Annotated in this window: 11 protein-coding genes and 1 rRNA gene; 5 read left to right on the forward strand and 7 right to left on the reverse strand. The window is 71.6% G+C overall.

Translation table 11 applies throughout. The annotated features are described in order from the left end of the window. The coding region (locus AB0L37_RS38110; RefSeq protein WP_365516689.1) for an alpha amylase C-terminal domain-containing protein at positions 1-425 on the forward strand (425 nt) is incomplete at its 5' end. On the opposite strand, the gene AB0L37_RS38115 is transcribed toward AB0L37_RS38110, so the two are convergent. The 3 genes from AB0L37_RS38115 to AB0L37_RS38125 all read right to left on the reverse strand — a co-directional run bounded on the left by AB0L37_RS38115 (position 411) and on the right by AB0L37_RS38125 (position 3564). Beyond that, positions 411-2645, reverse strand: a complete 2235-nt coding sequence (locus tag AB0L37_RS38115; protein WP_365516715.1) for an AAA family ATPase — start codon at positions 2643-2645, stop codon at positions 411-413. The genes AB0L37_RS38110 and AB0L37_RS38115 overlap by 15 nt on opposite strands. 185 nt (positions 2646-2830) lie before the next feature. Then, positions 2831-3151 (reverse strand): thioredoxin, encoded by a 321-nt coding sequence (gene trxA, locus AB0L37_RS38120; protein ID WP_365516691.1) that lies wholly within the window; start codon positions 3149-3151, stop codon positions 2831-2833. Positions 3152-3156: 5 nt separating this feature from the next. After that, positions 3157-3564 carry a MerR family transcriptional regulator gene (locus AB0L37_RS38125; RefSeq protein WP_365516694.1) on the reverse strand — a complete coding sequence of 136 codons (408 nt, stop codon included), beginning with the start codon at positions 3562-3564 and terminating at the stop codon, positions 3157-3159. A gap of 122 nt (positions 3565-3686) precedes the next feature. On the opposite strand from AB0L37_RS38125, the gene AB0L37_RS38130 reads away from it, so the two are divergent. Beyond that, positions 3687-4475 carry an MBL fold metallo-hydrolase gene (locus AB0L37_RS38130; protein ID WP_365516697.1) on the forward strand — a complete coding sequence of 263 codons (789 nt, stop codon included), beginning with the start codon at positions 3687-3689 and terminating at the stop codon, positions 4473-4475. A gap of 57 nt (positions 4476-4532) precedes the next feature. Here the strand turns inward: AB0L37_RS38130 and AB0L37_RS38135 are convergent, their stop codons facing one another. Next, positions 4533-4901, reverse strand: a complete 369-nt coding sequence (locus tag AB0L37_RS38135) for a hypothetical protein (protein WP_365516699.1) — start codon at positions 4899-4901, stop codon at positions 4533-4535. 111 nt (positions 4902-5012) lie between these two features. Here AB0L37_RS38135 and AB0L37_RS38140 point away from each other — a divergent pair, with 111 nt between their 5' ends. Beyond that, a complete protein-coding gene (locus AB0L37_RS38140; protein ID WP_365516701.1) occupies positions 5013-5933 on the forward strand; it encodes an aldo/keto reductase in 921 nt (306 codons plus the stop codon). 86 nt (positions 5934-6019) lie between these two features. After that, positions 6020-6892, forward strand: a complete 873-nt coding sequence (locus AB0L37_RS38145) for an AraC family transcriptional regulator (RefSeq protein WP_365516704.1) — start codon at positions 6020-6022, stop codon at positions 6890-6892. 10 nt (positions 6893-6902) lie between these two features. Here AB0L37_RS38145 and AB0L37_RS38150 read toward each other — a convergent pair whose 3' ends face one another. Beyond that, positions 6903-7463, reverse strand: a complete 561-nt coding sequence (locus AB0L37_RS38150; protein WP_365516707.1) for an isochorismatase family protein — start codon at positions 7461-7463, stop codon at positions 6903-6905. Between the two features lie 108 nt (positions 7464-7571). Next, positions 7572-9257, reverse strand: coding sequence for an MFS transporter (locus tag AB0L37_RS38155; RefSeq protein WP_365516710.1), 1686 nt, complete (start codon positions 9255-9257; stop codon positions 7572-7574). Positions 9258-9405: 148 nt separating this feature from the next. Here AB0L37_RS38155 and AB0L37_RS38160 point away from each other — a divergent pair, with 148 nt between their 5' ends. After that, on the forward strand, positions 9406-10011 hold the full coding sequence (locus AB0L37_RS38160) for a TetR/AcrR family transcriptional regulator (RefSeq protein WP_365516712.1): 606 nt from the start codon (positions 9406-9408) through the stop codon (positions 10009-10011). Between the two features lie 76 nt (positions 10012-10087). On the opposite strand, the gene rrf is transcribed toward AB0L37_RS38160, so the two are convergent. Continuing rightward, a 5S ribosomal RNA gene (rrf, locus tag AB0L37_RS38165) occupies positions 10088-10175 on the reverse strand; the annotation flags it as partial.

Here is a 10175-nt window from a genome sequence, read left to right on the forward strand (position 1 = left end):
ACCCCGGCTACGGCGCCGAAGCCGACCACCGGGGCGTACGCGACCTCACCCGCGACCTGAACACCGTCTACCGCGACACCCCCGCCCTGTGGGAGCGGGACACGGACCCGGCCGGGTTCTCCTGGATCGTCGGCGACGCGGTGGAGGACAACGTCTTCGCGTTCCTGCGCCACGCCGCCGACGGCACCCCGCTCCTCGCCGTCTCCAACTTCTCGCCGGTCGTCCGCCACGAGTACCGCCTGGGCGTCCCCGACGACGTACCGGCCTGGCACGAGGTCCTCAACACCGACCAGGCCCGCTACGGCGGCGGGGACGTCACCAACCCCGACCCCGTGAAGCCGGACGCGGAGGGCGCCCACGGCCGCCCGGCCAGCGTCCGCCTGACGCTGCCACCGCTGGCGACCGTCTGGCTACGACCGGCGTGAGGCGGCCGAGACCAGCGCCTGAGGCACCTCCCCCGTGTGCAGGATGCCGAGCCGCTGGGTCGCCCGGGTCAGCGCCACGTACAGGTCGCTGGTCCCGTACCGGGCCGGCTCCACCACGAGGACGGAGTCGAACTCCAGGCCCTTGGCCTGACGCGGGTCGAGCAGCACGACCGCGCGCGTCAGGTCGGGGGCGTCGCCCGCCGTCACGCCGTCCACCTTCGCCGCGATGGTCCCGTGCAGCTCGCGCGGCGCGATCACCGCCAACCGGCCCTCGTCCGGGGTGAGTTCGGCGACCGCCCCGGCGACGGCGGCCGGCAGGTCGTCGGTGCCCCGCACCCAGGGACGTACACCCGTGGAGCGCACCGACGACGGCGGCTCGAAGCCGGGGTGCTCGGCGCGCACGACGGCCGCCGCGAGCTCCATGATCTCGGTCGGCGTGCGGTAGTTGACGCCGAGCCGGGTGTGCTCGAAGCGGTCCTCGACGTACGGCGCGAGGATGTCCGCCCACGCGCCGACGCCCGCCTCCTCGCTGGTCTGCACGGGGTCGCCGACCAGCGTCATGGACCGGGTCGGCGAGCGCCGCATCAGCAGCCGCCACGCCATCGGCGACAGCTCCTGCGCCTCGTCGACGATGATGTGCCCGAACGCCCAGGTCCGGTCGGCGGCGGCCCGCTCGGCGGCGCTGCGGTGGTCCTCCTCCTCGTACCAGTCGGCGACCCGGTCGGCGTCGACGATGTCGTGCGCGGCCAGCACCTCGGACTCGTCCTCGTCCTCGAACTCGAACGTCTCCGAGCCCTTGGACAGGTCCAACACGCCCTGCGCGTAGGCGATCCGCTCCTGCCGCGCGGCCTCGGCGGCGGCCCGCTCGGCGGAGTCGTCGTACCCGAGCAGCTCGGCGGCCTCGTCGAGCAGCGGCACGTCGGCCGGGGTCCAGTCGGCGGGCCCGGTGACCTCGCGCCGGATGGCGGCGGCCTCTTCATCGGACACGTGGACGGGCTCGGCCAGGAAGTCCGCGACGAACTCCTCCGGGGTGAGCCGGGGCCACAACTCCCCGATCGCCGCGTGCACTTCGGGGCTCGCGGCGATGGCCTTGCCGAGCTGGGCGATGTCGTCGGGACCGAGGAAGTTCGGCCCGCCGTAAGGGTCGGCGCCGATCCGCTCGGCCAGCTGGTCGGTGAGCGCGTCGATGATCCGGAAGGCGAAGTGCGGGCGCGCGAGGTTGTGCGGAAGCAGCGTGTCCCGGGCGGCCTGCCGTGCCTCGTAGGCGATCTCCCAGTCGAGGATCAGATCGCCGTCGTCGTGCCGGATCAGCAGCGGTGCGCCCGGCTCCGGCATCTGCTGCCGGTCGCGGACGGCCTCGGCCAGCGCGTCGGCCATGGCGGCGGCGCCCTTCACGGCGGCGGCGCGCGGCGTGTCCACGGCGGTGGCGTGGATCCCCGGGTACAGCTCGCCGACGGTCGACAGGAGCACGCCGGTCTCGCCGAGGGCGGGCAGCACCTCGGAGATGTAGGCGAGGAACGCCGGGTTGGGGCCGACGATGAGCACGGCCCGCTTGGCGAGCAGTTCCCGGTGCTCGTAGAGGAGGAACGCGGCACGGTGCAGGGCGACCGCGGTCTTCCCCGTCCCCGGACCGCCCTCGACCACCAGCACACCCCGGTGGTCGTGGCGGATGATCCGGTCCTGCTCGGCCTGGATGGTCTGCACGATGTCGCCCATGCGGCCGGTGCGCGCGGAGTTCAGCGCGGCGAGCAGCACGGCGTCACCGGCCGGGTCCTCGAAGCCGGTGCGCTCGTCGTCACCGAGATCGAGAATCTCGTCGTGCAGTTCGGTGACCGTCCGCCCCTCGGTGGTGAGGTGGCGGCGCCGCCGCAGACCCATGGGCGTATGCCCGGTCGCGAGATAGAAGGGGCGCGCGACGGGCGCACGCCAGTCGATCAGAATCGGCGTGAGAGCGGAGTCGTCCGCGCGAATTCCGATACGTCCGATGTGGTGCGTGACGTCGTTGGTGAGATCGATCCGGCCGAAGCAGAGCGAGCCGTCGACCGCGTTCAGCGCGGCCAGCAGTCCGGACCGCTCCACGACCAGCAGATCCCGCTCCAGCCTGGCCTGCTGACCGGTGCCGACCGGCGTGATCGCGTCCCGGACGGAGTCGGCGGCCTCGCCGCGCAGCTCATCGACGCGCGCGTAGAGCCGGTCGATGAATTCCTGTTCCTTTTGCAGTTCTTTCGCGGATACGGTTTCCGATGCGGCGGATTCCCGGCTTGACAAAACTGCTCCCTGCCCGGTACGGTGTGTTTAGTTGGCCCCTTGCGAGGGGCCTTTTCTGTGGGCACACAGAAACACCGAATATACCCCGGGCAGGGTTTTCCCACAAAGCCGTTCCGGAAGACTTCCCGGTAAGTGCGCTACAGCGCCTCGGCCAATTCCTCGAGCAGCCGGCGCTTGGGCCGGGCACCCACCCGGGACCACACCGGCTCCCCGTCCTTGAAGACCATCAGCGTCGGCATGGACATCACCCCGTACCTCACGGCCGTGTCCGGGTTGTGGTCGACGTCGATCGCCACGACGTCGAGCCGCTCCTCCTCCTCCTCGGCGACGGCCTTGAGCACCGGCGCCAGCTGCTTGCACGGCCCGCACCACTCCGCGGTGAACTCCACGAGCACCGGCCGCCCCGCCTTGACGACCTGCTCCTCGAAGTCCGCGTCGGTCACGTCACGAAACGCCATCCCACTCACTCCCCTAGCTCGCAGCGCGGCGCGGATTCTTCCTCCACCGCCAGCGCGTTCATGGCCTGTTCGGCGCGCACCAACTGCGCGCCGACCTTCTCCCGCACAGCGCTCAACTCGCCGATCAGCGCGTCGAGTTCGGCGAGCTTGCTCCGGTACACGGCGAGCGAGGCGGGGCACGAGTCCCCCTCCGGGTGCCCGGCCCGCAGGCACTCCACGAACGGCCGGGTCTCCTCCAGCTCGAACCCGAAGTCCTGGAGCGTGCGGATCTGCCGCAGCGCCCGCAGGTCGTCCTCGTCGTACGTCCGGTAGCCGTTGCCGCCGCGCCGCGCGGGCAGCAGCCCGCGCGACTCGTAGTACCTGAGCGTCCGCGTGGTCGTACCGGCGCGGTCCGCGAGCTCTCCGATGCGCATGCCTGAAACCGTAAACGTTGACCCCGGCGTCAAGGCCAGCCGCCGCGGGAATACCGGGCGCCCTGGAGGTCTTGATCCCGAGTGACCGGCACGAGCGCCGGTCACAACAGGGGGAGGACCCAGTGACGACGACGACCAGCAGCGCCACCATCTCCGTCCGCTACGTCGGCGGACCCACATCCGTGATCGAGATCGGCGGGCTGCGCCTGCTCACCGACCCGACGTTCGACGCCCCCGGCGAGTACACGGTCGGCACCCGGACACTGGTGAAGCTCGCGGGCCCCGCGCTGACACCCGAGTCGATCGGCGCGGCCGACGCCGTCCTGCTCTCGCACGACCACCACCCGGACAACCTCGACACCTCCGGCCGCGCCTTCCTCGCCGACGTCCCGCTCGTCCTGTCCACGACCGCCGCGCACGAGCGCATCGGCGACGCGGTGACCGCCCTGCCCAACTGGGAGCACGTGGAGATCGAGCGCCCCGACGGCGGCACCCTGCGCGTCACGGGCGTGCCCGCGCTGCACGGCCCCGAGGGCAGCGAGCCGGTGGTCGGGGAGGTCACCGGCTTCGTCCTGTCCGGCACCGGCCTGCCCACGGTCTACGTCTCCGGGGACAACGCCTCCCTGGACCGCGTCCGGGACATCGCCGACCGCTTCCCGACGGTCGACATCGCGGTCCTCTTCGCGGGCGCCGCGCTCACGCCCCTCGTCCCCGGCGTCCCGCTGACCCTGACCAGCGACCGCGCCGCCGAGGCCGCACAGATCCTCGGCGCCCGCCACGTCGTCCCGCTCCACTTCGAGCACTGGGGCCACTTCAGCCAGGACGGCTCCACCCTGACGACCGCCTTCGCCGAGGCCGGCCTGAGCGAGCGCCTCCACCTCCTCAAGCCCGGCGAGACCTTCACCGCCTGACCAGGTCCGCGGGCCGCGCTCGGCGGCATGCCCCCGCATTCCCCGCACGAGCGCGGCTCACGGCCAGTCGACCATCACCAGGAACACCACGTACGTGAGCACCACCGCACACGGCGCCGCCAGCGCGAACCCGATCCGCCGCGCGGCGAACCGCTCCTGCCACGGCAGCAGCCACGCGGTGAGCAGCACGAGTACGGAACTGAACAGCCCCCACCCGAGGACCGTGAACGCCCGCGCGAAACTCGGGTCGAACGCGGCCAGTTGGGCGTCCGTGCACGAGTCGCACGCCATCCCCGACAGCCCCGCGAACAGATACGCGAAGAACGCCGCGGGCAGCGTGACCAGGGTCGACACCAGCGGCGCGATCCACTGACGGCTGCGCGCGGGGGTACGTATGACGGGCTCGGCGGCGAGTTCGTAGGTCATGTCCCCATCCAAGTCCGGCCGCAGGCCCCCCACCTGAGCGCGGGTACTCAGACGACGTACTCAGAAGGCGTGCTCACAAGGCGCGGCCGGCCGCCGGGGCACAATGCCCGGATGACCCCCGCACACCACGAGCCCGTCACCGCCGCAGCCTCCGGCACCTGGACCCTCGGCGACCTCCCCGTACGCCGCATAGGTTTCGGCGCGATGCGGCTGCCCGGCCGCATCGCCTTCGACAACACCTCCGTCGCCGACCGCGCCCGGTCGATCCGTGTCCTGCGCCGCGCCGTCGAACTGGGCGTGAACCACATCGACACCGCCGCCTTCTACTTCTCCGCCCTACGCTCCGCGAACGAACTCATCAACGCCGCGCTCGCCCCCTACCCGGACGACCTGGTCATCGCCACCAAGGTCGGCCCGCGCCGCGACCGCGCGGGCGCCTGGACCGCCTGGGCCCGCCCCGACGAACTGCGCGGCGACGTCGAGGAGAACCTGCGCCAGCTCGGCCGCGACCACCTCGACGTCGTCAACTTCCGCATGAACGACCGGACTTCGGCCGACGTCACCGAGTACGTGGGCGCGCTCGCCGAGCTGCGCGACGCCGGCCTGATCCGCCACATCGGCGTCTCTGACGTCGACGCGGAGCGCCTCGCGGCAGCCCAGGAGGTCGCGCCGATCGTCTGCGTGCAGAACCGCTTCGGCCTCGGCACCGCCCGCCCCGGCGACACCGAACTCCTGCGTTCCTGCGCCGACCAGGGCATCGCCTTCGTCCCCTTCTTCGCCATCGCCGGCAAGGGCGGCCACGCGGGCGCGACCGCCTCCGCCGACTCCCCCGCCGTACGGGACATCGCCGCGGCCCACGCCGTCACCCCCGCCCAGCTCCGCCTCGCCTGGACCCTGCACCAGGGCCCGAACGTCCTCGCCATCCCCGGCACCGGCGACCCCGCCCACGTCGACGAGAACGTGGCCGCCGGCGCCCTGCGCCTCACCCCCGACGAACTGCGCGCCCTCGACAACCCGCCCCCCACCGCCTGACCCGACCTCATCGGGCACAGGATGTCGGGCCCGCGCCCCTGCCCCGTCCCTACCGTGGTGAGCACAGCAAAGGAAGGAGACCGGAGATGCTGGACCGGCTCAACGAGGCCATGGACCACATCGAGCACCGGCTCGACGCCGAACTCGACGTGACCGAACTGGCCCGGATCGCGGCCACCTCCGAGTACCACCTGCGCCGGATGTTCTCCGCGCTCGCGGGCATGCCGCTGTCGGAGTACGTCCGGCGCCGGCGGCTCACGGTCGCGGGCGCCGAGGTCCTTGCCGGCGACGAGCCCCTGCTGACGGTCGCGCTGCGCTACGGATACGGCTCGGGCGAGGCCTTCGCCCGCGCGTTCCGCGCGCTGCACGGCGTCGGCCCCGGCGAGGCCCGGCGCACCGGCGCAACCCTGGTCTCACAGCCCCGGCTCTCCTTCCGCCTCACCGTAGAAGGGAGCAGCAGCATGCGATACCGAGTGGTGGACCGGCCCGCGTTCACCGTCGTCGGCCCCAAGGCACGGGTGCCCCTCGTTCACCTCGGCCCGAACCAGTCGATCATCGACTTCGTCCAGGGCATCGACCGAGGACTCCTGGGACGTCTGGAGCAACTCTCCGACGCCGAGCCCCACGGCATCGTCGCGGTCTGCGACGACCTGGACCCGAGCCGCGCCGAGGGCACCGAACTCGACTACTACCAGGGCGTGATCACGTCGGCGCCCGCCCCGGAGGGCACCGACGTTCTCCCCGTCCCCGCAGGCACCTGGGCCGTCTTCACGACCTCGGGCCCGGCCCCCGAAGCGATCCAACAACTCTGGCGCGACACGTACACGGAGTGGTTCCCCTCCAACCCCTACCGCACCCGCCCCGGCCCCGAGATCCTCCGCACCCACATGTCCCCCGACGGCCGCGAGGCCGAAGCGGAACTGTGGCTCCCGGTGGAACGCGACCCCTCTCCCCGTTAGGACCTGTCTCCTAGATCTCCGAAAGGACCACCTCGTCCGCGTCGAGCACGGCGACGGACCGCCCCGGCGCCTGCTGCCCCGCCCAGTACAGATTCGTGTGCGCGACGACCTGGGCGGGAGCGGGCGCCCCGTACGCGGTGAGGTCCTCCGTCGTGTGCGCGTCGCCGACGAGCGTCACGTCGTAGCCCCGTGTCAGGGCGCCGTGCAGCGTGGAGCGAACACAGAAGTCGGTGTGGCCGCCGGCCACCACGAGGCGGCCTATTCCGCGCTCCGCGAGCCGCTCCTCCAGGTCGGTGGCCTCGAAGGAGTCCCGGTACGTCTTGTGCACCAGCGCCTCCCCGTCCCGGGGCTCCCCCAGCTCCGGAACGTACGCCCACGCCTCGCTGCCGGTCTTCAACTCGTCGTCGGAGTGCTGCACCCACACCACGGCCACGCCCTCCGCTCTCGCCCGCTCCACCAGGGAGACAATCCGGCCGACGACACCGTCGCGGTCGTGCGTGCCCTCCATCACCCCGTTCTGCACATCGATCACGACGAGCGCGGTGTCGGGTCGCTCGGTCAAGGTCGTCATGGCAACTCCCGTACGCAGGCATGCGGCATCGGACATCCCGTCGGTCCCCCACCGGCCACCGACGACTCACACCCTAGAAGCCGCCACTGACAATCCCGCCGCGAAGCCTCACACCCCGCTGTCCACGGACTCCCGCTCCTCCACGACGGCTTCCTCGCCCGCCCCGGATCCGGCCGCGCGCCCCTTCCCCGGCAGCAGCACGCCCACCAGCACCGTGCCGACACCGAGAATGACCGCACCGACCGCACTCGTGTGCGCGACGGCGTCCGAGAACGACGACCCGACCGCGTCCGCCATCTGCCGTGCCCCGTCGGCGAGTTGACCGGCCTGTGCCTTGAGCTGCGCCGCCTGCTGCGGATCGCTCGCACCGGCCGCCTGTTCGGCGACCTTGTGGGCCTGCTCCCCGATCCGCTGCGCGACCGCGTACCCGGCGCCCACCGAGTCCTGCGCCGTGGACAGCGCGCCGCCCGGCAGCTTCGTACCGGACGCGGCGTCGGACAGATGCGACGAGTACGAACCGGCGAGCACCGAACCGAGGATCGCGATGCCGAGCGAACCGCCCAGCTCGAGGGACGTGTCGTTGACCGCGCCGCCGACACCCAGCTCGGACTCCGGGAAGGCGCCCATGATCGCGTCCGTGCAGGGCGACAGCGCGAGCCCGATGGCGAGCCCCAGGATGACCAGGGGCAGCACGAAGTCCCCGTACGACGATCCGGCGTCGACCCGCGTGAGCAGCGCGAGCGCCGCCGTACCGCCGACCATGCCGGCCGTGACCGTGATCTTCATGCCGATCCGCGGCGTCAGGAACCCGGTGAGCGCCGAGCCGACGAAGACCGCACCGGCCAGCGGCAGCATCCGTACGCCGGTCTCCCAGGCGTCGTAGCCGAGCACGAACTGCAGGTGCTGCGTCAGGTAGTAGAAGGCCCCGAAGACGGCGAGGAAGAAGAGCGCGACGGCCAGGTTCGACCCGGCGAACCCCCGGTTCGCGAACCGGCGCACATCGAGCACCGGCCGCGGATGCCGCAACTCCCACGCCACGAAGCCCACCAGTGCCACACCGGACACGACAGCGGCGCCGATCGCCTTCACGCCCCACCCGAAGTGCGGCCCCTCGATGATCATGTAGACGAGCGCGCCGACCCACACGACGGACAGCAGCCCGCCGACGTAGTCGATCCGTCCGTGCCGCGCGGCCTTCGACGGCGGTACGAGGACGAGCGCGCCGACGATCGCGACGGCGGCGATGGGTACGTTGATCAGGAAGGTCGACGCCCACCCGTGACCTCGCAGCAGCGCCCCGGCCACCAACGGCCCTGCGGCGATGGCGAGTCCGGCTGTCGCGGTCCACAGCACGATCGCCTTGGCGCGCTCGGCCCGCGGGAACGTGGCCGCGAGCAGCGACAGCGTCGCCGGCATGATCATGGCGGCCCCGACGCCCATCACGGCACGCGCCGCGATGACCCCACCGGAGCTGTCGACGAGCGACCCCGCGACGGCACCGCCCCCGAAGACGAACAGCCCGAGGATCAGGGCGCCGCGGCGGCTGTACTTGTCACCGATGGCGCCAAGCAGCAGCATCAGCGCCGCGTACGGAACCGTGTAGCCGTCGATGACCCATTGCAGATCGGCGCTGGAGAGCCCCAGATCCTGAGTCATGTCGGGCGCCGCGACCGTGAGCGCCGTGTTGGCCATCACGATGATCAAAAGGCTCAGACAGAGCACGAGCAGCGCCCACCAGCGGCGGGCATACGGCCGGTCCATCGTGTCGACCGGCTCGTTCATGACGAGGCGCATGGCGCTGAGACCCTCCAGAAAGCAGGACAGACCCAAGCCCGGACTTGCACAGGCTTGAGCAATTACACACTGCTGTGCAATGTACGTCCCTGCACAGCACTGTGCAAATACGCACGCGGGAGGGGCTGCGAGCCCGCGGGGTGTGACAATGAGCGGCGTGACTTCCGTACGGGCCGACGCCAACCGCCGCCGCATCCTCGACGTCGCTCTCGCCGAGCTGCTGCGCGATCCCGAGGCGTCGATGGACCAGATCGCCCGCGCCGCAGGGGTCGTGCGCCGCACGGTCTACGGCCATTTCCCGAGCCGGGACGCCCTGGTCGGCGCGCTCGTCGACGACGCGGCCCAGGCGGTCGCCGAGGCCCACCGCGCCGGCCGCGAGGGCATCGACGACCCGGCGGAGGCGATGGCCCGCTCGATCCTGTCGATCTGGCCGATCGCGGACCGCTACCGGCTCCTGGTGAACCTGGCCCAGCGCAGCGTCGCCATGGAGGGCATCAGGGCACGTCTCGCGCCGGTGCGCCACGAGTGCGTACGGCTGATCCAACAGGGCCTGGACAAGGGCGACTTCACGTCCCCGCTCTCGGCGGAGGCCCTGGCGTACGTCCATGAACAGGTGCTGTTCGGTCTCATGGAGGCCGTCAACGACGGTGCTCTCCCGGCAGCGGACGCGGGCCGCGCGGCGGTGGTCACGGTGCTCGCGTCGGTGGGCTATCCGACGAAGGCCGCGGAACGCCTGGCCGGCGCCTCGGTCTGAAAGAGCCAGGCTTTAAAGGCGGTCAAACGCAGAAAAGCCCGGACCGTATCCCGGTCCGGGCTTTTCTCCAAAATTTGTTCGGCGGCGTCCTACTCTCCCACAGGGTCCCCCCTGCAGTACCATCGGCGCTGTAAGGCTTAGCTTCCGGGTTCGGAATGTAACCG

This window comes from Streptomyces sp. NPDC052225 (assembly GCF_040679615.1).
Classification (GTDB): Bacteria; Actinomycetota; Actinomycetes; order Streptomycetales; family Streptomycetaceae; genus Streptomyces.

Excerpts from the sequence above, each read along its gene's own strand:
- AB0L37_RS38155 (WP_365516710.1), bottom strand. The coding sequence starts at position 9,257 with ATGCGCCTCGTCATGAACGAGCCGGTCGACACGATGGACCGGCCGTAT.
- AB0L37_RS38135 (WP_365516699.1), bottom strand. The coding sequence starts at position 4,901 with ATGACCTACGAACTCGCCGCCGAGCCCGTCATACGTACCCCCGCGCGC.
- AB0L37_RS38140 (WP_365516701.1), top strand. The coding sequence starts at position 5,013 with ATGACCCCCGCACACCACGAGCCCGTCACCGCCGCAGCCTCCGGCACC.
- AB0L37_RS38145 (WP_365516704.1), top strand. The coding sequence starts at position 6,020 with ATGCTGGACCGGCTCAACGAGGCCATGGACCACATCGAGCACCGGCTC.
- trxA (WP_365516691.1), bottom strand. The coding sequence starts at position 3,151 with ATGGCGTTTCGTGACGTGACCGACGCGGACTTCGAGGAGCAGGTCGTC.
- AB0L37_RS38150 (WP_365516707.1), bottom strand. The coding sequence starts at position 7,463 with ATGACGACCTTGACCGAGCGACCCGACACCGCGCTCGTCGTGATCGAT.
- AB0L37_RS38125 (WP_365516694.1), bottom strand. The coding sequence starts at position 3,564 with ATGCGCATCGGAGAGCTCGCGGACCGCGCCGGTACGACCACGCGGACG.
- AB0L37_RS38160 (WP_365516712.1), top strand. The coding sequence starts at position 9,406 with ATGAGCGGCGTGACTTCCGTACGGGCCGACGCCAACCGCCGCCGCATC.